Here is a 22,076-nt window from a genome sequence, read left to right as displayed (position 1 = left end):
CCCGAAGGATTCCCAACTGCGCGCGCAGACTTGCGTCCAGCACCCGGTCACCCATTTTGAGCACCATACCCCCTAGTATGTCTTTGTCCACGGCAAAGGTCAGCTCAATATCGGTTCCCGCCTTCTTTTGCAGGGTGTCCTTGAGCTTAGACTGTTTGTCTGCGGAAAGTTGTACTGCGGTTATGCATTGGCCACGGACTATGCCCTTGGCCTCGTCCAGCAGTTTACCATACCACGCTGCGATTTCGCTCAGAAAGGCAAGCCTTTCTTTTTCTGCCAGCAGAAAGCAGAAGTTGCGCATGGTTTTGTCGGCTTTAAGCTTGCCCAGCAGTTTGTCGAGAACTGCCTTTTTTTCTTCCACGCCGATAACAGGGCTTTTAAGGGTAACGTCAAGCCCAGGCGCGGTGGCAAGCAGCTTGCCAAGAGCGGCAAGGCATTCGCCGTGCGAGCTCAGGGCTGCTTCCCCTTCCTTTTTGCCCAACGCAAATATTGCGTTGGCATACCTGCGTGCAACCACGGTGTTGATCAATGGAGCACCACCTTGTTAAGGGAGTTGGCGATAAGCTTATCGTGCTCGGCTGCGTTGAGCTTGGAGCCCAAGGCCTTCTCGGCAGCGTTCACGATTTCATCGGCAATGGAGGCGCGCACTTCAGCGAAGATGGCGCGGCCTTCATTTTCCGCCGTAAGGCGCGCCTGCTCCACAATCTGAGCGGCCTGGCGGTGAGCCTCTTCCACAATGCCCTGCTTGAGGGCTTCGGCCTGCTGGCGGCTTTCGGCCAAGATGGCCTCGCGTTCAGCATTAAGGTTGGCAATGCGGGTCTCTACCGAGGCCAGCTGCTCCTTGGCCGTCTTGCGACGTTCGTCAAGATCGTCCAGTGCATTCTTGATGCCTTCGCGGCGGTTCTTAAAGAATCGCTTGGCCAAGCCGCCGACGAAGTACCAGAGGATGCCGGCAAAAATCACGAAGTTGAGCACGCGCCAGCCGAAGTCGCCCCAACGCGGCGCGGCATGTCCTTCAGAAGCCATGGCTCCCGCAGGAATGACCACCAGCGCGGCAAAGGCAATAACGAGCGGCAGGATAAAACCCGCGTGTTTCCATCTGCTCAAAGCCCACCCCCTCTGTTCGATAATATACCGATTCGAAAACAGTTCCCAATGATGCCCGCAACGCGCGGCGTTGCGGAACGGCCCGCAAAGGCCTGAGTCAGCGCCGCTTGCTAGCCCTTGATAAGGCGGTCGGCAAGGCGGGAAGAAAATTCGCCCACCTGCTTGCGCAGTGTTTCAAGGGTTTCCGCAGCCTGTGCCTGCAGCGAGGCGCGGGTTTCAGCCAGAATGTTGCGGGCGCTCTGCTGTGCTTCGCCCACCAGTTTCTGCTGTTCTACCGCGCCAGCGGCGCGGCCTTCCTCACGGTTGCTGCCTGCGTCCTGACGGGCGCGGGCCAGTTCGGCCTCATAGTTGGTGAGCCGGTCGGCAGCCTGGTACTCGAAAGAACCTGCTTCTTCGGCCATATCATCCATGACGCCGTTGCGCTTTTTGATGATTTCGCGGATGGGGCGAATCAGGAGGATGTTGAGCACGTAAATAGCGATAAAGAAATTCGCCAGCTGAAAGAGAAGAGTGACGTTTAAGTCCAGCATGCCGCATCCTCCATATGAATTGCGGATTGAAGGAGTTGAAAATACATAAAGCCCTTGCAACATAGCTCCTTGCCCCTGTTATGTCAAAGGGTATTGGTGACAAATTTCGCAAACTCCGCAATTTTTTTTCCGCAAGGCCTGTTCGGGCACTCAAGGCTGGCAGAAAACGGCAACTATAATGGCTGGCTATGCGCGTTGCCACGAGGATACGTTGCAAGTACGTTAAAATTGGCTGTTTGCACAATCAAATAAAGTGCTGAGGACTTCGATCCGCTGCATGAAGCATGCATTTATGCAGTAGGCTGCAACGTCATTGCAGTATTGAAGTGCAATGGCTTGGCTGCAATGGAAGTATGACTTGGGAAGAAAGACACAAACAATTTGTAAAGGCGATTTAACAGGTCTGCATTGTTTAAAATTTCTGTTAAACAATAAGGAATTGGCCGGGGTGGTGTCCCGTTTCTGTCAGCCAGCGGCTTGCCTCTTCGGCTGCGCCGTGGGCAGTAAGCGCATTAAGAATGCAGCACTGGCCAGGGGGCGGCAGGGCGGCACGCCCAACGACAGCAATGCCCTGCACCCGGTTGCCAATTTTGTGGGGGTCAATGTCCACATAGGCAGCAGGAACAACCCCCTGCTGCCAAAGCGGAGCCAACCGCTGTCGTGCCACGCGGCCACCGCCCACAACCCACACGTAGGGATGAAAGGGATTGTTCTCTTTAAGCCAGCTGGTCAGCCAAATGGCCCGCAACCTGTCGCAGGCCTCGCGGGCGTATCTGCGGTCGGCACGCGTTGCACGGCTTGGGGCATCATTCCATACCAGCATCTGCTGCGGCAGTTTGTCCATCGCTGCGCCGTGGTGCAGCCAGCGCAGCCAGATCTCCCAGTCTTCCGCAAAATCGCCGTCGCGGTACGCGCCCCATTTGTCAACACACTGCCTGCGAAACATGACAGAAGGATGGCAGACAGGCGTGTCGCGGAAGCGCGCCCTGCTGATCTGTTCGTGTGAGATAAGGCTGTTCTGCCAGTCCACAAAGTGGGCAAAGCCGTGGGCCATCTGCCGGTCGCCGCCAAAGGTCACGCAGGTAGCGGAAAGGTCTGTCTGCGGATTGTTGAAAAGGTGCGCGGCCTGACGTGACAGGCGTTGGGGATGCGCGGTGTCGTCCGCGTCCATGCGGGCCACAAATGTGCCCCTGGCCGCAGAAAGCCCGGCATTGAGCGCAGATACAATCCCGCCGTGCGGTAGATACAGCGGGCGCAGCCTGTTGCCGAGAAGATGCCCAGAGCGCCAGTGTTCAAGCAATGTGTGGGAGCTGTCGGTAGATCCGTCGTCCACAACAATCACTTCAAAATCAGGCAGGGGCGCGCCGGGGGCCGGGGTCTGGTCAAGCAGGCTTTGCAGGGCGTCACCAAGGGTGTGGGCCGCGTTCCAGGCAGGCAGCACCACAGAAACCAGTGGGGAAACAGGGGATGGCTGGGCAGGATTCACGCTAGCAGCTGCCTGGGGGTAGACATTCTGTTGAGGCTGGTTTTTTTCTGTCGATCACGGGCTACAGCGCTTGCGCGTTCCACAGGTCGGCAATGTGGCGGCAAACGGACTGCAAAGGGCGCGAGGCATCAACCGTGTGGTGGGCTGCGGCTTCATAAAGGGGGCGGCGCTCAGCAAGCACATCGGCAATTTCATCCACAAGTCCCTTGCCTGTCAGCGAAGGGCGCTGGCTGGCGAGCGGGTTGCGCCCCAGACGCTCTGCCAGCACCTGCACCGGCGCATCAAGAAAGACGACCATGCCGCGTTGGCGCATGAGCGTGCGGTTTGCTTCTGCCAGCACCATGCCGCCGCCCGTGGCCACCACGCAGCCCCCGGTGTGCGCATCGGCAACCTCTTGCAGGGCAAGGCTTTCGCGCTGGCGAAAACCAGTCCAGCCCTCGGCTTCCACAATCTGATCAACGGTACGGCCCGCACTTTCCAGCAGGCGCTGGTCTGTGTCGGCAAAGGGCAGGCCCAGAATTTTGGCCACGGCCTTGCCGATGGTGGTCTTGCCCGATGCCCTTGCGCCCACTAGAAAAAGAATGCCCATCTTGCCCCCCTAAAGAATCCTTACGCCGTCCTCTTCCACCAGCACCGTATATTCCCAGCGGATGCCGCCCCATTGCGGATAATACAGCCCTGGTTCAACGGTTACAACCATGCCGGGTTCCAGCGTGCCCTCGGCCCGGGGTGAAAGGCTGGGGGCCTCGTGGGTTTCCAGCCCCACGCCGTGGCCAAGGCCGTGGGTAAAGGCATTGGCCACGCCAGCTCTGGCAAATACATCGTGCGCCAGAGCGTAGGCCGCGCGCAGGGGCATGCCGGGCCGCATACCTTCGATGGCCGCCGTCTGCGCCTGCCGGGTAAGGTCGAGTGTGCGGCGGAATTCGTCTGTGGGCGCATCGCCAACCCAGAACGTGCGGGTCTGGTCTGAGCAATAATTATCCACCCGGCAGCCCACATCCACAAGCACGGGGCAGTTGGCAGAAACAGTATCCCCGCCGGGAATGGCGTGGGGCAGGGCGGCGTTTTTGCCCACAGCCACAATGTTTGAAAAAGCGAGTTCAGAAGCGCCGTTTTCGCGAAAAAAGCGCTCGATGCGCCAGCTGATGTCGGCCTCTGTGCGGCCGGGTTCAAGTTGGCCTTCAACCCATTTCATAAGCTTGTGATTGAGGGCAAAGGACTTTTCGAGCGCAGCAATTTCGCAGGGTTCCTTGATGCGGCGCAGCTGCTCAACAAGGCCGTCTGCGGCCTCACAGTGCAGGCCAGGGCCAGCGGCGGCAAGGTCACGCGCAAATGCCATGCTGATTCCCTGGTATTCCAGCCCGATACGGCTGCCGCAAAGACGCAGCAGCCTGTGCAGATCGTGCGCGGCTCCGCCGCCATAAATAAAGATGCGCTCCTTGTCCCACATGCGGGCAGCAGCATCGAGATAGCGGGCGTCTGTGGCCAGCCAGTCACGCCCGTCGGCAGTGATCACGAGTCTGCCAGCGCTCTCGTTGAACTGGGGGTCGTGCAGTTCAAAGCCAGAAAGATAGAATCTGTTGGCGGCCTGGCTGATCAGCAGGGCATCAAGTCCGCGTGCGCGCATGGCGCGGCGCAGTTTTTCACGGCGTGAAGCGAAAATTTCTGTCATAAAAAACTCCTGTCAGAAGCATACGCGGCACACGGCCTGGTGAAAAGTTGAAATTTTGGGGTGTTGGAACAGGCAAGTACAGCGGGCGAAAGAGCTGGCCGTGTTGGACAATTGATACAAAATTTGTATATATTAAGGCAAAGGCTGTGGGGTAATCGGTCAGTTGACCTACAACGCAACTAGGACTATATTTATAGACATGTCACAATCTACTTCTTGCGAGCTTGACGTACTCGATCTGGTTCCTTTTGGCCAGACTGGCAACGAAAGTCGCTTTTTTGCGCTGCGCCTCTCCCGCCCCGACTGGACTCGGTGGCGGCCTGGTCAGTTTGTTATGATACGCCCCCGAAACTTCGGGTTGGATATACCCTGGGCCCGTCCCCTTGGCATCTGCCACATGACATCCCGGCACATGATCTGCTTTTTTCAGGTGCGCGGCAAAGGCACGCGGCGCATGTCCGAGCTGCGCTCGGGCGACAAGGTGCGCGTGTGGGGGCCCCTGGGCAACGGCTTTGCCGTAGAGCCCGACACCCCAACACTGCTGCTGGCTGGCGGCATGGGCATTGTGCCCTTTGTGGGCTATGTGAGCGAGCATCCCAAGCCGTGGAACATTTCCATGCTCTTTGGCCACCGAGAGCACATCAGCTGCTACCCGGTGGACAGCATCAACGAGCATGTACCGCTGGACAGCCTGCGCGAGGCCGAATCGGGCGATCTGGACGACTTTATCTTCACCATTCAGGAACGCATGAGCGAATACGCAGACCAAAAGGGCCTTGTGCTTGCCTGCGGCCCCACGCCCTTCATGCGCACCGTGCAAAAGTTTGCTGCCGAGCTTGGCGTGCGCTGTCAGGTTTCGCTCGAAAACCGCATGGCCTGCGGCGTGGGCGCGTGCCTTGGCTGCGTGACCAAAACCACAGAATCCTGGCCGGTTGAAGAAAAGCGCGAGGGTCTGGTGCAGGTGTGCAACCACGGCCCCGTCTTCTGGTCGGATCAGGTTGAGCTGTAGGTTTTCTGGTCTTTCTCGATTTTAGAACCGGCGTCTAACGCCAGCAAGCGGCATACGCCATGGGCACACGCGCCGCACCGCAAACGGTGGGCGCGTTTCAGCATGTGCCATTGGTCACGCTACGCACAAAATGCCGGTTGCCGGCAATCTGGAGAATGCGGCATGGATCTTTCCGTCACACTCAAGGGGCAGACCCACGACCTGACCCTTAAGAACCCTGTGCTCACGGCTTCAGGTACTTTCGGCTACGGGCTGGAATTTGCCACCTACGGCGACCTTTCGGCGCTGGGCGGCATGGTGGTAAAGGGGCTTTCGCTGCTGCCCCGCCAGGGCAACGCAACCCCGCGCATTGTGGAAACCACGGCGGGCATGCTCAATGCCGTGGGCCTGCAAAACGACGGTGTGGAAAACTTTTGCAAAACCAAGCTGCCCCGCCTGCCCTGGCAGGAAACAGCGGTTATTGCGAATATCTACGCCGGATCTGTAGATGAATTTGCCGAGCTTGCAGCCCGCCTTAACGAAGAAGAAGGCGTGGCCGCGCTTGAGGTCAACGTTTCGTGCCCCAACGTGAAGGAAGGGGGCGTGCTGTTTGGGCAGGATCCCGCCCTGGCGGCCCAGGTAACGGCTGCGGTGCGCCGCGCTGCACCGGGCAAGCATGTGATGATCAAGCTTTCGCCCAACGTGACCGACATCGCCCTGATGGCCCGCAGTGTGGAAGACGCTGGCGCGGACAGCATTTCGTGCATCAACACCCTGCTGGGCATGGCTGTTGATCTGCACAGCCGCAGGCCCTCGCTGGCCAATGTGGTGGGCGGGCTTTCCGGCCCGGCCATCAAGCCCGTGGCCCTGCGCTGCGTGTGGCAGGTTGCCAGGGCCGTGAATATTCCGGTTGTTGGCATCGGCGGCATTGTGACGGCAGAAGACGCCCTTGAATTTTTGCTGGTGGGCGCAAGCGCCGTTCAGGTGGGCACGGGCAACTTTATGCGGCCCGACTGCGCCTTTGCCCTGGCAGAAGAACTGCCCGCTGCCTGCGAAAAATTTGGTATCGAAGACCTTGGCGCATTTCGTGGCAGCCTGAACCTGGATTAACCATGTCGCTTACCGTTATCCCCGCCCGCTCCAAGCAGGAGTTTGCGCTGTTCATGGATCTGCCCTGGAGCCTCTATGAAAACAGCCCCCTGTGGACGCCTGGGCTGAAAAGCCAGGATGCCGAGCTGCTCACGCCCGGTGAGCATCCTTTTTGGGAAAGCGCCCGCCGCGAGCTTTTTCTGGTGCTGCGCGATGGCCGCCCCGTGGGGCGCATAGCCGCTATTGTGGACGAAAAGTACAATGCCTACGCCAACGAAAAGTGCGGGGCATTTGGCTTTTTTGAATGCACCAACGACCGCGAGGCAGCCCATGCCCTGCTGGACGCGGCACGCGACTGGCTGGTCGCCCAGGGCATGAGCTTTATGCGCGGGCCCCTGAACCCTTCGGCCAACTATACCTGCGGCCTGCTGGTGGACGGTTTTGAACTGGCCCCCACCATCATGATGCCCTGGAACCCGCCTTATTATGCCGAGCTGCTCGAAGGCTGGCATCTGCGCAAGGAGCAGGATCTTTTTGCCTATCTTATGGAGCGCTCGCGCTTTTCGCCGCCAGACTGGCTTAACGAAGAAGTGGCCCGCCTCAAGGCCGAGGCCCGCTTTACCTGCCGTACTTCCAGCAAGGCGACCCTGGCGCAGGACATCCGCACCATGCTGGATCTCTACAAGGTTTCCTGGGCCAAGAACTGGGGTTTTTCGCCCCTTTCGGACGGCGAGGCCGAGCAGCACGTCAAAGAGCTCAAAAGTGTGCTCGACCCAGAATTTTTTGTGCTCTTCTTCCACAACAACGAGCCAGCGGCGGGCATGGTTGCCCTGCCCGACATGGCCCCCCTGCTGCGGCGGCTCAATGGCAAACTGGGTATTTCGGCCCTGTGGCACTGGTGGCAGTCGCGCGCAGAAATCCGGGGCGGCTACCGCATTATCCTTTTTGGTATTCGCGAAGAATTTCGCCTCATGGGCCTGCCCCTGCTGCTGCTCGACTATCTGCTGGAAAAGGCGCGCCAGAATCCCGATTTTCAGTGGGTTGAAGGATCGTGGGTGCTGGAAGACAATGTGGCGGTCAACGAACTTATCGAAGATTTTTCTGGCCGCATTACCAAGCGTTACCGCATCTATCGCCGGGAGATTCAGCCATGACCCTGACGACGGGCGAGAGCATGGCCCCGCATCTGGCGGGAAAAAAAGTGCTGCTTACGGGCGGCACTGGTTTTGTGGGCCGCCATTTGCTGCCACAGCTGCTGGCGGCGGGTGCAGAGGTAACCTGTCTTACACGGGCAGCCTCGCGCACCGGGCATCTGCCGCAGGGCGTTGCCACGGCACAGGCCAACCTGACAACCGGCGAGGGGCTGGAGCAGGCCCTGCAAGGCAAGGATGTGGTTATCCACATGGCGGCCCTGCTTTTTGGTCTGGGCTGGCAAGACTACCTGCGTGCCAACGCCCTTGCCGCGCGCAGCATGGCCAGTGCGCTGGCGTGCCTTGCCGCAGCTGGCAGGCTGGGTGACGGTTTTCGGTTTGTGCTGGTTTCCAGCCTTGCGGCCACAGGCCCCAGCGGGATTGCGCCGGGGGTGGACGACGCCACGCCGCCCGCGCCTGTTTCTGCCTACGGCTGGTCAAAAATGCTTACAGAGCAGATACTTGGCCGCGCCCTTGGGCAGAATCTTGTGACCTTGCGCCCGCCCATCATCTATGGCTCTGGCGACAAGGGCCTGCTGCCGGTCTTCAAGGGAGTAAGGCAGGCGGCAATCGCTGTAAGCCCAGGAGCAGGGCGCGAATTTTACGTCAGTGCCGTACACGCCACCGACATGGCGCAGGCAGTGCTGTGCGTGTGCAAGCCCGAAGCCCGTGGTGTCTACCACCTCAGCGACGGCGAGGTCTACACCATGTCCGGCTTTTGCGAGGGCATGGGTGCGGCCATGGACAACGTGTTGGGCCGGGCCCCGCGCAAGGTGCGCATGGTGCGCATGCCCCTGCCTGTGATGGCCTGTACCGCCGGGCTTTCCACGGCCTTTGCCGTGGCGGCCGACGCCGTGGTCAACCGTCTGCTGGGGCATGGCCTGCGCCGCGCACCGGCATGGAATCTGGACAAATACCGCGAGGCCCGTCAGGCTGGGTGGCTGTGCGACAACAGCCGCATCCGCGCCGAACTGGGCTTTGCGCCAAGCGTGAACCTTGAGGCGGGCATGACCGAAGCCATCGAGGGCTACCGCCGAGAGGGCTGGCTGTGAAGATAACTATTCAGGAACTTTCCAAGGCATTTGGCGGAAGGGACATCCTCAGCAATTTTTCGCTGGAAGTGGATTCCGGCGTGCGTCTGTGCGTTTGCGGCCCCAACGGGACTGGTAAATCCACGCTGCTGCGCCTGCTGGCCGGTGTTGAAAGCGCCGACGGCGGCAGGGTTATTTTGCCGCGCGGCTGCCGTCTTGGTTTTGTGGAGCAGGAGCTTTCCGAATCGGCTCTGGAAACGCCGCTGCTTACCTATGTGCTCGACGTGCTGCACGACTGGAGCGATTTTTGGTCTGAGTGGGAAGAAGCCGCAGCCATCAAGGACGAGGCACGCCTCACCGAGCTTATGCATCGGCAGGGCGAGCTTGAAGCGCTCTATGGCTACAATCCCGAACACCGGGCCAAGGCCGTGCTCTCTGGTCTTGGTTTTGCCGAAAGCAAGTGGAACCGCACGCTGCGAGAACTTTCCGGTGGCTGGCGCGAAAGGGCCAAGCTGGCCCGTGTGCTCACCGCCGGGGCCGATGTGCTGCTGCTCGACGAACCCACCAACCATCTGGACGTGGAAGCCGTGGAATGGCTTGAGTCATTCCTCATGGACTTCAAGGGCGCGCTGGTCTTTGTGGCCCACGACCGAATCTTCATGGACAAGGTGGGGACGCACGTTTTGTACCTGGGCCTTTCCAAGCCCGTGTTTCGCAAGGCCACCTACACGCAGTTTCTGGCGCTTCAGGAAGAATACAATGCCCAGCGCGAACGCGAGGCCCGTGCCCTGCGTGAAGACCTTGACCGCAAGATGGCCTTTGTGGAGCGTTTTCGCGCCAAGGCCACCAAGGCGCGGCAGGCCGGTTCTCGCCAAAAAATGGCAAAAAAGCTGGAAAAAGAGCTGGAAGATTACAGGCCGGAGCCCAAGCGCAAGGAACTGAATTTCAGCTGGCCTGAGGCGCCGCACTGCGAAAAGGTGGTGCTCTCTGCCGCTGATCTGGATTTCCGTTTTGATGACGGCAAAACCATGTGGCCACCCCTTACCCTTTCGTTGTACAGGGGCCAGCGGGTTGCCCTGGTGGGTCATAATGGCTGCGGCAAATCCACCCTGCTCAAACTGCTGGCCGGTACGCTGGAGCGGCGCGGCGGCACCATGGTTACCGCCCCGCAGATGCGCATGGGCTACTACACCCAGCACCAGATGGATACCCTGCGCGGCGATACCACCGTGCTCGCCGAACTGCGCCGTCTTTCTGACCCGCGCACCACAGAAGAAGAGCTCATGAGCGTGCTTGGCCTCTTTTTGCTGGGGCAGGAATATTTTGACCGTCAGGTGAGCGCCCTTTCTGGCGGTGAAAAAAGCCGGCTTGTGCTGGGTACGCTGTTTTTGAAGCGCTGTAATTTTTTGCTGCTTGACGAACCCACCAACCACCTTGATCTTGAAAGCCGCGAAGCCTTGGTGAGCGCGCTGCAAAAGTTCAATGGAACCTTGCTTATGGTGGCTCACGACCGCTGGCTGCTCTCACAGGTGGGGGCCGAGGCGTGGGAGCTTGACGAAAGAGGGCTGACGGTTTTTCCCGATTTTGCGGCGTATGACGACAACCGCCGCGCCCGGCAGGGTGGGGCAGTTGACGAGGGGCTTGCGCCTGCGGCTGCCGGTGGGCAGGCGCGGGGCGGGCAGTTTGAAGCGCCAGCGGCCCAGGCTCTCTCGCGCGACGAGCAAAAGCGCATCAAACGTGAACAGGCCGGCAAGCGCAATGCCCTGCACAAAGAGCTGAAACCCATGCTGGCCCGCTACGAGGCGCTGGAAACCGAGCTTGCAACGGTGCTTGAAGAACAGGGCACGGTGGAAGCCCAACTGGCCGACCCCGATGTGTACGCCGATCACGCACGCTCAACCGGGTTGCTCAAGACCTTTGAAGAGTGCAAGCAGCGCAGCGAGACCATACTGGAAGAAATGACAGTTCTTGAAGATGACATGGCGGCCACGCGGGCAAAGTGGAACGTGGAGCAGGAATAGCCCCAGCCTCATGCGGAGGAATACATGCAACATATTGAAGTGGCCGCCGGTATCATCTGGCGGGGCAAGAGGTTTCTAGCCAGCCAGCGGCTCAGCGAAAAACCCCTGGAAGGCTACTGGGAATTTCCCGGCGGCAAGCTTGAAGCATGCGAGAGCCCCCTCGATGCCCTGAAGAGAGAGCTGGCCGAAGAGCTGGGTATCGGGGTGCGCCATGCCGTGTTCTGGAAAAGTCTGGATCATGAGTATGAAGAACGCGGTTTCAGCGTGCGCATCTATTTCTTCCATGTTTCAGAATTTGCCGGTGAGCCCTGTGGTGCCGAGGGGCAGAACCTGCGCTGGGTTGAACCGCAGGAGGCCTTTGCCCTGGGCTTTTTGCCCGCCGACGCGGTGGTGCTTGAGGAGCTGGTGTCCCGCCAGCCCAGCATTGCGTGAACATAGATTCTGCAAAATTTGTTTTTTTGTGCAAGCCCGCCATGTGTGGGCTTTTTTGTTGTTTCTGCCCAATAAATGCCCAGGCAACGTGTGGAAATATTTTGCGTATAAAGATAACGTGAATACAACAGTTATCGAATCGCCAATGTGGCAGTGCTTTTTCCAGATATTTCGGGAGAGGGTATGCGAATAATGCCTGCGGAAACGCAAGCCGAAAACGCCGTGTCTTGCCACCAGGTCTCTGATGCTCCACATCCAGCGGGCGAATCCCCCTTGCCGCTTCTTGCCCTCGCAAGAAATGTTGCGTGCCATCCGCGTCCGGCAGGTATATCATGCGCATAAAGCATCTTTCCATTATAGTATGTGCAGCCATTGTGGGCCTGTTTATCCTGATTTCATACATCACATCCGAGATTGTGGTGGTGCGCGGGGTAGAGTCCATAGAAGGCAATACCGCCAGCGAAAAAATGCGGCAGTTGCGCAATCACATCCATGCCCAGCAGGTGCAGATGGGGCATGTCGCAGTGGACTGGGCCTGCTGGGACGACGCCTATCGGTTCATGCAGAACGCGGATCCAGAATTTGTCAGCATTAATTTGCGTCAGAAGATGCTTGCCAAACTCAACCTGTCATCCATTGCCTATTACAACAGGGATGCGGAACACGCGGCCTTTATTGAAGATACCACAGAAAACTGGTCTGCCGGCCAATTGGGCGAGGCGCAAAGGCTGTTTGCCCTGCTGACCCGCAAGCTCATGCGCAGCGCGGATGAAGGTATGGCGGGTATTTTGATGATAAACGGCGTGCCGCATCTCATGGCAGCCCAAAAAATTCGCGATACCGGCATGCTGTTGCCGCCCAACGGCGTGGTCTTTATGACGCGTGCCATGGATGCGGGTTTTATAAAGGATGTGGAGCACGATACCCTGCTGCGTTTTTCCATATTGCCGGTGGATGTTTTCAATAATGTGCCCACTGCCGCAGACGACGACACCGGCTTTAAAACCGTGCGCGAAGACGGCGCGGTAAATTCATACTCGATAATGCGCGATATGTTTGACTGCTCGGCCTTTTGCCTGCGCCTGGTTACAGACAGGGAAATCGCCCAGCTCGGCAAGCGCATGTTCATGCAAAACTTCATTCTCATTGTCATTACCGGCATGGGCATGCTTGTGGCTTTTTTGTATTTTACAGAAAAGCAGATACTGCGGCGCATACTCTCCATGCAGCGTCAGGCGCAGCACATCGAAAAAAGTAGCAAGCCGCTGAAAAAAATCGAGATAGAAGGCGACGATGAAATTTTTGATCTTTCACTCAAGATCAACAGCATGATCGACGCGCTGCAATCAAACGAAAAATTCTTGCAGCAAACGCTCGATACGCTTCAGGCCGGGGTTATCACCATTGAGCCAGGCAGTCTGAAAATCCGCAGCATCAACGCATTTGCCCAGCGGTTTATCGGCCTGTCGGCAGAAGAAATTGTTGGCAAACCCTGCCACGAATTTATCTGCCCCCGTGGGGTAGACCTGTGCCCCATGGTCAACGGGCATTCCAAGGCCGAGTTGCTTGCGGGAAAACTGGTGTCTGCCGACGGCACGCAAAAAACCATAGTCAAATCTGTGCGCGCCATCCAGATGAACGGCGAGGAAATCTACCTGGAATCGTTTGTGGATATCACAGATCTGGAAACAACCAGGCAGGAACTGCAACGCTCTGAAGAACGCTACAAAACCCTGTTCATGAACACGGGTACGGCTACGGCCGTTATCAGCAGCACGGGCCTGATCTTTCTGACCAATACGGAATTTTCGCATCTGGTGGGCATTCCTTCGGAAGAAATTGAAGGCAAGCTGTTCATAAGCCGGTTCCTGGGCAAAGCCTTGTTTGGCCCGCAGCAGCTCTTTGCAGCAGATACCACTCATACCCGTGAAAAGTACGAAACAGAACTTATTGGCAACAGTGGTAAAACCGCCAGCGTGCTTGTAACGCTGGCCAGAATACCGGACAGCGGGCTTTCTGTGATTTCGTTGCTGGATATCTCAGAGCGCTCGGCCATGGAAAAAGAACTGGCCTACCGGGCCAACCACGATCTGCTTACGGGGCTGGCCAACAAGTCGCTGGCCGAGGCCAGGCTGCTGGATGCCCTGCGCAAGGCCAGCACGAGCGGCGGCATGGTTGGGATTCTGCTCATTGACCTTGACCGTTTCAAGCAGGTCAACGACAGCTTTGGGCATTCGCTGGGGGACAAGCTTTTGCGGCAGGCCGCAGAACGACTGACCTACCTTGCGCGGCAGGAAGACTGCGTGGCCCGCACCGGCGGCGACGAGTTTGTAATTATTGCGGGCGGGGTACACAGCAAGAACCAGATTGAAGCTCTGGCAAAAAACGTGTTGTGCTCATTGAACCGCTGTTTTTATGTGGATGAGTATTCCATCTACCTCAGCGCCAGTATTGGCATTGCCTGTTATCCAGACAATGGCGGCACCATGGAAGCGCTGTTCCAGAGCGCCGATCTTGCCATGTACCGGGCCAAGGCCAAGGGCAAGAACACATATGCATTTTTTACCGATGATCTTACCGTGGCAGCCAATGACCGCATGGCTCTTGAAACAGAGATGTTCAGGGCCATGGACAGCGCAGCCTTTGAGGTTTACTTCCAGCCCAAGATAAATATTGCCCACAGGGCACTGGCTGGCTGCGAGGCTCTGGTGCGCTGGCAGCGCGCAGATGGCAGCTGGATATCGCCTGCGGTGTTTATTCCGCTGGCAGAAGAAACCGGGCTTGTGCGGCGGCTCGACATGTTCGTGCTGCGCCGGGCGTGCAGGCAGCAGCGCCAATGGGAACAGCAGGGCCTTGGCAGCGTGCGGGTTGCGGTCAACATGTCGGGGCGCAGTATTATTGCCGAATCCTTTGTGGATGACGTGCTGGACGTGCTGGGGCGCGAAGATGTGCGGCCAGAGCATATTGGCATCGAAATAACCGAAACGGCCTTCATGTCGAACATGGCCGAGGCCTCGCGGGCCATAGCTGCCTTGAGCGAGCAGGGTATAAAGATATATCTGGACGACTTTGGCACAGGCTACTCATCGCTGTACTATTTGCACACCCTGCCCATCGCCAGTCTTAAGATCGACAAATCCTTCATAGACGGCATCAATGCGCCTGAAAATGCCTCCAACGAGCTGGTCAAAACCGTGCTTACCTTGGCTTCCGGCCTTGGCATGGCCACGGTGGCCGAAGGTGTGGAAACCAGGGAGCAGGCCGAATTTCTGGCCGAAAACGGCTGCAAGGTCATTCAGGGCTATCTGTTTTCACCGGCCATCAACGGCAGCGCCTTTGCGGAATATCTCAAGGAATCCCATGCCCGCATTGCTGCCGCACTGGCGTGATCCCCTGTTGGCATAGAGCGCAAAAAAATCCCCGCGAGCATGTCTCACGGGGATTTTTTGTCTGAAATCCTGGCCGGATGGCCTGTCTGGCTAGCGGGCCCCCTTGGGAAAGAGCACAACGCCCACGGTCTTGAAGACGATGTTGATGTCCAGCAGAATGGACATGTTCTTGATATAGTACAGGTCATATTCCAGCTTGCGGCGGGCATCTTCCTCCGAGGCTCCGTAGGGGTAGCACACCTGGGCCCAGCCCGTGAGGCCCGGCTTAACCGTGTGGCGCAGGCTGTAGTAGGGTATGGTTTCCTTGAGCTTGGTCACAAAGGCCATGCGCTCGGGGCGCGGGCCGATAAAGCTCATGTCGCCTTTAAGGATGTTCCATATCTGGGGCAGCTCGTCTATGCGCACCTTGCGGATAAATTTGCCAAACTTGGTCACACGCGCGTCTTGGGCGCTGGCCCACACCGCGCCGTTCTTTTCTGCATCGGCGCGCATGGAGCGGAACTTGTAGACGGTAAATTCCTTTTCAAAAAGGCCCACGCGGTCCTGCGTGTAAATGACCGGGCCGGGGGATTCGAGCCGCACCACAATGGCCGTAATCAGCATGATGGGCGCTGCGGGTATGAGCAGAAGCAGCGAGATCAGCACGTCCAGCGCACGTTTGAGACGGCGCAGCGAGCCACGGGTATTGAGGGAGAAACCTTCTGTTTGCAGCAGCCATTCGTCGGTCATCTGCGAGAGCGGCAGGCGCTGCACCACATGTTCGTAAAAACTGCGAATATCCACCACCATGCTGCCGCGCAGCTTTGCCTCCAGCAGATCGTGGGCGATGTCGTCGTCAATGGGGGCATCGGGCAGCAGCAGAATCATGGTTGCCTGCTTTTCCTTGGCAATATCCAGCGCCATAAAGGGCGCACCAAGGCACGGCCCGGCATCGGGGCCCTGATCGCGTTCGCCCACGTAGCCAAGAATTTCTGCCTTGGGCAGGCCCTCGGCCAGCAGCTGGCGTACCTTGCCTGCGCGGTCCACGCCCACCAGCAGAATACGCAGGGGGTGGGTGAGTCTTTCGGCATTGAGGTGGTAGATCCAGCGCCAGCCCAGCGAAAGGCAGAGCGAAAGCGCAAAGAGCATGGCCACGGTTTCGCGGTCAAAGCGCCAGTGCTGAAAGGCGTAGGATGCCGTGGCCGAAGAGATGATGCCCAACAGGCAGGCCACAAGCACGCGGCCTATGGTTTCTTTAAAATCCTCGTTACCCACGCTGTAGGCATCAAGAATGTAGAAAAAGAGCATGTAAAAAAAGATGGTAAAGAGCGTAGCGCCCGTGTAGTCGTGAAAAATGCTCAGGTCAGACTCTACTGTCAAAAAACCGGAAACGCTGAGAGCCAACAGAATGCAGACAAGGTCAAGCATCTGCAAAAGAGCCATGCGGTATGTGCTTATCATAGTTTGTCCTCAATGGCGGGAACGTGCATGTCTTCAAGAATGCGCGCGGCCACTTTTTCAGCGTCAAATTCACTCAGGGCCAGTTCTCGCCCGGCCTGCCCCATGCGGGCAATGTTTTGCGGGCTGGTGATAAAGGCTTCCATGGCGCTGGCCAGGGCCTGCGGGTCGCGCACAGGCACAAGATAGCCGTTGACGCCGGGGCGCACAACCTCGCGGCAGCCCGGCGCATCTGTTACCACTGCGGGCCGGCCCATGCTCATGCCTTCCATGATGGAAGTGGGCGTGCCCTCGCGCCACGAGGGCAGCACAAGCACATGGGCAGCCGTCACATAGGGGCGCACATCGCGGGTTTCGCCAAGATATTCGATGCTGCCCTGCTGTTCCCATGCCCGCACCTGTTCAAGGCTTACACTGCCAAGGCCTTTTTCTGGCGGGCCAAGCACCTGAAAGCGCGCCTCGGGGTGGCGGGCCTTGAGCAGGCGCGCCGCCTCGGCGTATTCTGGCAGCCCCTTGGCCTCAAGCAAACGCGCCACCAGCAAAAAAACCGGCGGCCCGCTCAGACTTTCCTGGTCGGTGTAATCGGGAAAGGGGCCGGGGGCAAAGCGTTTGGTATCCACGCCAGTGCCGCGCGCCGTGAGCACGCGTGCCCTGGGCCCAAGAATGCCCGACTGGCGAAAAACCGTAATGTCGTCCTGATTCTGAAAAAATACGCCTTCCGCCCCGGAGAGCGCCGCGCGGTACAGCAGGCGGCCCAGCCGGTTAACGCATTTTTTAAAGAAGGTGTCTGCCTCAAAGGCATAGCCCAGGCCCGTGATGGTAGCGTAAATATGGGGTACGCCAGCGGCCCTTGCGGCCATGCAGCCATAAATGACGGGCTTGATGGTGGAGGCAAAAAGCAGATCCGGCTTTTCATCCCTGAAAAGCTTGAACAGCTCTTGCGTTGTGCGCATGTCGCTCAGGGGGTTGAGCCCCTTTCTGTCCAGCGAGTAGTGGCGCACACGTGCGCCTTGGGCGACCAGCGCCGCTTCGGCGTCGGTATCTCCCGGCGGGGCGCAGCAAACCACCTCGTGCCCCGCCCGGCGCATGTGGCGGATCAGCACGCTCCAGAAATTGCTCATGGCTTTTGCCTGGTTGCCCAGAACAATGATCTTCATTCTTGGCGCTCTCCCTTGTTCCGCGCTAGCCCCAGAGGGCTTGTGTCGCATGGCCAACCCTATAGCATTACAACCGTGTTATGAAAAGGGGCCAGCAGTATCAGGTATGTGCGTCTGCTGGCGGGACGCTGGCTTTACAGTCGCACGGCTACAGGGTAAAAGCGTGGTGGTCGTGCCCCCTGGCGCAAGGCGCAGGCGCGGGCCGAAAATCTGAAAACAGGACGCAACACATGAGCGCGTATTCCGAACTTGCCAAATCCATGAAAGCCGAGCCTTCGCGTTGGCTCATTACCGGCGTGGCGGGCTTTATTGGCTCCAACCTGCTGGAACATCTGCTGAAGCTTGGCCAGACCGTGGTGGGGCTGGACAATTTTCTTACCGGCTACCAGAAAAATCTGGACATGGTGCGCGACATCGTTGGCCCCGAAGCCTGGAGCCGCTTTACCTTCATCGAAGGCGATATTCGCGATATAGATACCTGCCGCGCCGCCTGCGAGGGCGTGCAGCATGTTCTGCACGAGGCCGCTCTTGGTTCTGTGCCCCGTTCCATTGATGATCCCCTGCTGTCCAACAGCTGCAATATCACGGGCTATCTGCACATGCTGGTGGCCGCGCGCGATGCGGGCGTTAAAAGTTTTGTGTACGCCGCTTCTTCCTCCACTTACGGCGATTCGCCCGACCTGCCCAAGGTGGAAGACAAGATCGGCAGCCCGCTTTCACCCTATGCGGTTACCAAGTATGTGGACGAACTGTACGCTGACGTGTTTCACCGCTGCTACGGCTTTTCCAGCGTGGGCCTGCGGTATTTCAACGTGTTCGGCCAGCGTCAGGATCCCTACGGGGCCTATGCCGCCGTTATCCCCCAGTGGTTTGCCAGCCTCATCAAGCAGGAAACCGTTTTTGTGAACGGCGACGGCGAAACCAGCCGCGACTTCTGCTATATCGACAACGTGGTGCAGGCCAATCTGCTGGCCAGTTTCGCCCAGGGCGATGCCACCAACAAGATTTACAATGTGGCCTTTGGGCAGCGCACCACCCTCAATGAGCTTTTTGATCTCATCAAGGAAGAAGTGGCCCGTCACAATCCCGATGTGAAGAGCGCGCAGTGTGTACACCGCGATTTTCGCGCTGGCGATGTGCGTCATTCGCTTGCCGATATCAGCCGTGCCCAGACCCTGCTGGGCTTCGACCCCGAATTTGGCGTGCGCCAGGGCCTGCGGCTGGCGGGCGACTGGTACGCAGCCAATCTGTAGCAGGCCGCCTGCATCTGACAAATACGAAACCCCGCGCAAGCGGGGTTTTTTGCTGTCAAAGGCGAAGAGTGCAAAAAATGCGGTGCAGGCCTGCGGCGTGAGCCTATTTGTCGCCCACCACAAAGGCCCCTGGGTACATGGCGCGGAACACCTCAAGCTGCCGTTGCGCACCAAACGAATCGGGCCACGGCCCCACCTGTACGTTCCACATGTTGTTGCTGCCGTAGACAAGCCGCCCACGGTTGCCGCTCTGCGAAAGAATGCTGATGAGGTTGTCGGCGTTTATTCTGTCGGCAAAAGCCCCCACCTGCACATAAAAGGCCCCCGTAAGGTCGCCGTCCTCCTGCATGCGTTCAACGCCGCCCAGGCTCTGAATGCGCACGCGGGCCGTGCCAGGGCCCACAACATTGAGGCGGCTGGCCGCAGCGCGCGAGAGATCAATGACGCGGTCGTCCACAAAGGGGCCACGGTCGTTGATGCGCACAATGATGGAGCGCCCGTTGCCCAGGTGCGTAACGCGCACCTGGGTTCCCAGAGGCAAAATCTTGTGGGCTGCCGTCATGGCGTACTGGTTGTACGTTTCGCCATTGGCCGTGGTTTTGCCGTGAAAGCCGGGCCCGTACCACGAGGCCGTGCCTTCTTCCACAAAGCCCTTGGCCGATTTGAGGGGATAGTAGGTTTTGCCGCGCACCGTGTAGGGGCGGCTGCCAGGCACGCCGCCCTTGTGCCATGAACGGCTGCCGCAACCGCTGAGCAGCGCACTGCAAAGCAGCGCTATGATACAAAGCAGAAAAGGCCGAAGCGTCATGCACATCCGCGTCCCTGACCGGCCAGATAGGGCAGGCAGGGCAGGGAATTCTTTTTGCCGCAGGCCGCGCACACGCCAGAACCCTCGCATTCGGAAGCAGATTCCTGCTCCAGCTCTTGCAGCAATGCCAGCCCTTCGTGCCCCAGGCTTCCGCCGGAATGCGCCTTGGCAAGCAGGGCGCGGGCCGGTTCGCGGCGGCCAGCATGCAAAAAATCCCTGGCAGCCATAAGGTAGAGGCGCTCGCGGTCATTGCCGTAGAGCGATGCCAGCAGATGATCATAGCCCTGACCAAAAATGCGGCGTGCAAAGTCTTCTTCGCTGGCAAGCCAGCGGGCCAGATGCGCATTGTGCCGCTCTACAGCCAGATAGCTGGCAAGAAGCCGCAGGCCGTGTGCCAAAACGTGCATGATGCGCGAAAGTTCGCGTGAGGAGCTTTCGGAGGTTTGACCGCCGAGCCCGCGCAGGGGGTTGTACATGTCTGCCGTAACAGCAGGGATACGCGAAATCTGGATGAGCCGGTTGGCGTAGTGCTGCCCCTGAAAGGCGTCTTCCTTCAGTTTGGCGCATTCGTGAAAGGCGTAGCCAATGCACCAGTCGATGAGGCCTTCCAGGGCTTTTTGCGCACGGGCCCCGCCGGGCAAAACGCTGTCGGCATGGCGCCGCAGGGCATTGATCTGCTCCTGCTCGGCGGCATTGTCGCTTTCAGTGGGGGTATTGTCTTGCAGTGGCAGGTCCAGCGAAGGCATGCCGCCAGGAGCAACGGCCTCTATGCCTGGGCTGTTGCGAAAAAGATGGTGTGCCGTGTCTTTGAGCCGCCAAAAAACACCCTTGCGCATGGCCTCGCCCAAAAGATCGCGCAGGGCGGTGTATGAAACGGCCCCATCCACATCAAAGCGGCGGCGCTGGTCGGCCAACAGGCTGTAGACGGTGCAGTAGTCGCGCACCAGGTCGCGCACTAAAAAGTCGCGGTTGGCCAGCAGCCAGCGTCCGTTCACGCTTCGTCCTCCTTCAGCAGGGCACGGGCCACGGCAATATCATACAGCAGCAGCGGGTCAGCCTCGGCGTTGCGTTCCTGCTGGTACATGCGGGCCGCGCTGCGCACAACGGCCATGCTCAGCCAGGGGTGGCGTTCCCACACTTCGGGGTGGTCGGCACGCCAGAGACGAAATTCAACTTCTCCATCAGGCCCACGCCGCACATACACGCGTGACTGGGCATTGCCTGCCTGCGGGTGATAGTAGAGTCCAAGCTGGTCTTTCATTATAAGGATAACCTTTGCGAATCTGCGGCCATATTGGCCGAGGGGTTTGGTGCGGCGCGCCGCACATTTCTTTATGATCATACGCGCATCAGGGGGCTTTGCCAAGGGTGAACGCGGCGGCTGTGAAAAAATGTACAATATTTAAGAAAAAAGTTGCTTTTTACTCGAAAAAATTGCCCCGCAACACCGCCTAAAGTAATGATTTTGGCATGCTGTGTTCTAGTGCATTGTGTCGCAAAGCCTTGATCGACGGGTATTCACGCGCCTTTTGTGTATATCATGCCGCCCCGGTTGTCATTATGTTGAAAATGGGCTAAGCAGTGATTTGACCGCGTTGCGGCCTGACGGTCGGAGGCCCTTGCACGTCCGTTATCCGCGATCCCCTGGGGCGTCCCGATTTTACGGGGCGGGCGCATGCCGGTTTTACCAGCATGCGTGTGCTGGCGGGTAGTTTACCGCCTGCACGGGCAGCGATTTCGCGCCTGTACCCCGGATTGCCGCACCGGATCGCCGCAGTTGACCGGCACGTCACGCGAGCGCGTGATACAAACAAACCATGTGGAGGTATGGCAATGGCGAAACATGCAACCCCCTTGTTGGACCAGCTTGAAAGCGGCCCTTGGCCGAGCTTTGTGTCCGACATCAAACAGGAGGCGGCCTATCGGGCCCAGAACCCCAAGGGTCTTGATTATCAGATCCCTGTGGACTGCCCTGAAGACCTTCTGGGTGTGCTTGAGCTTTCCTACAACGAAATGGAAACACACTGGAAGCACGGCGGCATCGTGGGTGTGTTCGGTTACGGCGGCGGCGTTATCGGCCGTTACTGCGACCAGCCCGAAATGTTCCCCGGCGTGGCTCACTTCCACACCATGCGTGTGGCCCAGCCTTCCGGCAAGTACTACCACAGCAAGTTCCTGCGCGACCTGTGCGACATTTGGGATCTGCGTGGTTCCGGTCTGACCAACATGCACGGCTCCACCGGTGACATCGTGCTGCTCGGTACCCAGACTGCCCAGCTGGAAGAAATCTTCCACGAACTGACCCACAACATGAACGTTGACTTGGGTGGTTCCGGCTCCAACCTGCGTACGCCCGAATCCTGCCTTGGCCAGTCGCGCTGCGAATATGCCTGCTACAACACGCAGGACATGTGCTACACGCTGACCATGGACTATCAGGACGAACTGCACCGTCCCGCCTTCCCCTACAAGTTCAAGTTCAAGTT

At 58.7% G+C, this 22,076-nt stretch carries 19 protein-coding genes and 1 pseudogene; 9 read left to right on the top strand and 11 right to left on the bottom strand.

From position 1 onward, the window contains the following. The 6 genes from atpH to ACE3NW_RS11225 all read right to left on the bottom strand — a co-directional run. Window positions 1-529, bottom strand: a 529-nt coding sequence (gene atpH / locus ACE3NW_RS11250; RefSeq protein ID WP_374283433.1) for an ATP synthase F1 subunit delta, incomplete at its 3' end; no start/stop codon positions are given. After that, entirely contained in the window at window positions 526-1,107 is a 582-nt protein-coding gene (locus ACE3NW_RS11245) for an ATP synthase F0 subunit B (protein WP_374283431.1), read from the bottom strand. The genes ACE3NW_RS11245 and atpH, both read right to left, overlap by 4 nt. A gap of 110 nt (window positions 1,108-1,217) precedes the next feature. Further along, window positions 1,218-1,637 (bottom strand): ATP synthase F0 subunit B, encoded by a 420-nt coding sequence (locus tag ACE3NW_RS11240; protein WP_374283429.1) that lies wholly within the window; start codon window positions 1,635-1,637, stop codon window positions 1,218-1,220. A gap of 424 nt (window positions 1,638-2,061) precedes the next feature. Then, window positions 2,062-3,123 carry a glycosyltransferase family 2 protein gene (locus tag ACE3NW_RS11235; protein WP_374283427.1) on the bottom strand — a complete coding sequence of 354 codons (1,062 nt, stop codon included), beginning with the start codon at window positions 3,121-3,123 and terminating at the stop codon, window positions 2,062-2,064. Between the two features lie 61 nt (window positions 3,124-3,184). After that, window positions 3,185-3,712 carry a shikimate kinase AroL gene (aroL, locus tag ACE3NW_RS11230; protein WP_374283426.1) on the bottom strand — a complete coding sequence of 176 codons (528 nt, stop codon included), beginning with the start codon at window positions 3,710-3,712 and terminating at the stop codon, window positions 3,185-3,187. Window positions 3,713-3,721: 9 nt separating this feature from the next. Next, window positions 3,722-4,795, bottom strand: coding sequence for a M24 family metallopeptidase (locus ACE3NW_RS11225; protein WP_374283424.1), 1,074 nt, complete (start codon window positions 4,793-4,795; stop codon window positions 3,722-3,724). 199 nt (window positions 4,796-4,994) lie between these two features. On the opposite strand from ACE3NW_RS11225, the gene ACE3NW_RS11220 reads away from it, so the two are divergent. From ACE3NW_RS11220 to ACE3NW_RS11190, 7 genes are all read left to right on the top strand, one after another. Then, a complete protein-coding gene (locus ACE3NW_RS11220; RefSeq protein WP_374283422.1) occupies window positions 4,995-5,804 on the top strand; it encodes a dihydroorotate dehydrogenase electron transfer subunit in 810 nt (269 codons plus the stop codon). 162 nt (window positions 5,805-5,966) lie between these two features. Next, window positions 5,967-6,893 (top strand): dihydroorotate dehydrogenase, encoded by a 927-nt coding sequence (locus ACE3NW_RS11215; RefSeq protein WP_374283419.1) that lies wholly within the window; start codon window positions 5,967-5,969, stop codon window positions 6,891-6,893. Window positions 6,894-6,895: 2 nt separating this feature from the next. Beyond that, on the top strand, window positions 6,896-8,026 hold the full coding sequence (locus ACE3NW_RS11210) for a hypothetical protein (RefSeq protein WP_374283417.1): 1,131 nt from the start codon (window positions 6,896-6,898) through the stop codon (window positions 8,024-8,026). Continuing rightward, entirely contained in the window at window positions 8,023-9,114 is a 1,092-nt protein-coding gene (locus tag ACE3NW_RS11205; RefSeq protein ID WP_374283415.1) for an NAD-dependent epimerase/dehydratase family protein, read from the top strand. Before ACE3NW_RS11210 ends, ACE3NW_RS11205 begins: the two co-directional genes overlap by 4 nt. Next, window positions 9,111-11,114: an ABC-F family ATP-binding cassette domain-containing protein gene (locus ACE3NW_RS11200; RefSeq protein WP_374283413.1), complete on the top strand. Its 2,004-nt coding sequence runs from the start codon at window positions 9,111-9,113 to the stop codon at window positions 11,112-11,114. The genes ACE3NW_RS11205 and ACE3NW_RS11200 overlap by 4 nt, the downstream gene beginning before the upstream one ends. Before the next feature lie 24 nt (window positions 11,115-11,138). Continuing rightward, window positions 11,139-11,546, top strand: a complete 408-nt coding sequence (locus ACE3NW_RS11195; RefSeq protein WP_374283411.1) for a (deoxy)nucleoside triphosphate pyrophosphohydrolase — start codon at window positions 11,139-11,141, stop codon at window positions 11,544-11,546. A gap of 332 nt (window positions 11,547-11,878) precedes the next feature. Next, window positions 11,879-14,935 (top strand): EAL domain-containing protein, encoded by a 3,057-nt coding sequence (locus ACE3NW_RS11190; protein WP_374283409.1) that lies wholly within the window; start codon window positions 11,879-11,881, stop codon window positions 14,933-14,935. A 90-nt stretch (window positions 14,936-15,025) separates the two neighbouring features. Here ACE3NW_RS11190 and ACE3NW_RS11185 read toward each other — a convergent pair whose 3' ends face one another. Together ACE3NW_RS11185 and ACE3NW_RS11180 are read right to left on the bottom strand one after the other, a co-directional pair. Next, the gene (locus tag ACE3NW_RS11185; protein ID WP_374283407.1) at window positions 15,026-16,375 is read right to left on the bottom strand and encodes a TIGR03013 family XrtA/PEP-CTERM system glycosyltransferase; all 1,350 of its coding nucleotides are present in this window, start codon (window positions 16,373-16,375) and stop codon (window positions 15,026-15,028) included. Next, window positions 16,372-17,529: a glycosyltransferase family 4 protein gene (locus ACE3NW_RS11180; RefSeq protein WP_374283405.1), complete on the bottom strand. Its 1,158-nt coding sequence runs from the start codon at window positions 17,527-17,529 to the stop codon at window positions 16,372-16,374. Before ACE3NW_RS11180 ends, ACE3NW_RS11185 begins: the two co-directional genes overlap by 4 nt. Window positions 17,530-17,759: 230 nt before the next feature. Between ACE3NW_RS11180 and ACE3NW_RS11175 the strand changes: the two genes are divergently transcribed. Beyond that, entirely contained in the window at window positions 17,760-18,782 is a 1,023-nt protein-coding gene (locus ACE3NW_RS11175; RefSeq protein WP_374283403.1) for an NAD-dependent epimerase/dehydratase family protein, read from the top strand. 103 nt (window positions 18,783-18,885) lie between these two features. Here the strand turns inward: ACE3NW_RS11175 and ACE3NW_RS11170 are convergent, their stop codons facing one another. From ACE3NW_RS11170 to ACE3NW_RS11160, 3 genes are read right to left on the bottom strand one after another with little or no spacing between them, the layout of a single operon-like run. After that, window positions 18,886-19,590 carry a septal ring lytic transglycosylase RlpA family protein gene (locus tag ACE3NW_RS11170; RefSeq protein ID WP_374283401.1) on the bottom strand — a complete coding sequence of 235 codons (705 nt, stop codon included), beginning with the start codon at window positions 19,588-19,590 and terminating at the stop codon, window positions 18,886-18,888. After that, window positions 19,587-20,585: a hypothetical protein gene (locus ACE3NW_RS11165; protein ID WP_374283399.1), complete on the bottom strand. Its 999-nt coding sequence runs from the start codon at window positions 20,583-20,585 to the stop codon at window positions 19,587-19,589. Before ACE3NW_RS11165 ends, ACE3NW_RS11170 begins: the two co-directional genes overlap by 4 nt. After that, window positions 20,582-20,851, bottom strand: coding sequence for a hypothetical protein (locus tag ACE3NW_RS11160; protein ID WP_374283397.1), 270 nt, complete (start codon window positions 20,849-20,851; stop codon window positions 20,582-20,584). The genes ACE3NW_RS11165 and ACE3NW_RS11160 overlap by 4 nt, the downstream gene beginning before the upstream one ends. A gap of 572 nt (window positions 20,852-21,423) precedes the next feature. Between ACE3NW_RS11160 and ACE3NW_RS11155 the strand changes: the two are divergent. Continuing rightward, window positions 21,424-22,076, top strand: a pseudogene (locus ACE3NW_RS11155) (sulfite reductase, dissimilatory-type subunit alpha); the annotation flags it as partial.

This window comes from Desulfovibrio sp., from assembly GCF_041907885.1.
Taxonomy (GTDB): Bacteria; Desulfobacterota; Desulfovibrionia; order Desulfovibrionales; family Desulfovibrionaceae; genus Desulfovibrio.
Note: the sequence above shows the minus strand (reverse complement) of the source record. Positions and strands in the feature narration are given on the sequence as shown.